Below are 281 nucleotides of genomic sequence, written 5' to 3'. Positions count from 1 at the left end.
CAGTGTCCCGTTCGTCTAGAGGCCTAGGACACCGCCCTTTCACGGCGGTAACAGGGGTTCGACTCCCCTACGGGATACCATTTTTAAGTGTTTTTGTTTGAAAATATTTAAAAATGGTTTCGAAAGCTTTATGTTTAGAAATACATGCTCTTTAACAATTTGGAAAGCTGACTGATTTGATTACTTACGAGTAACTCAAATCAAATTTAAAAGTTCTCAATGTTTATCTCCTCTTAGTTAATAAGAACGAGATAAACACACAAACACATTCAAGTGTCTTG

1 tRNA gene is annotated in these 281 nt (G+C 37.0%); it reads left to right on the top strand.

Annotated features, from left to right (window positions below):
- Nucleotides 1–4: 4 nt before the first annotated feature.
- Nucleotides 5–80 (top strand) — tRNA-Glu (locus FCV43_RS19835).
- Nucleotides 81–281 lie beyond the last annotated feature (201 nt).

Origin of the sequence: Vibrio genomosp. F6 (assembly GCF_005146325.1) — a bacterium.
Lineage (GTDB): Bacteria > Pseudomonadota > Gammaproteobacteria > Enterobacterales > Vibrionaceae > Vibrio > Vibrio cortegadensis.
The sequence above is the reverse complement of the archived record's forward strand: the minus strand, read 5'-3'. Positions and strand labels throughout refer to the sequence as shown.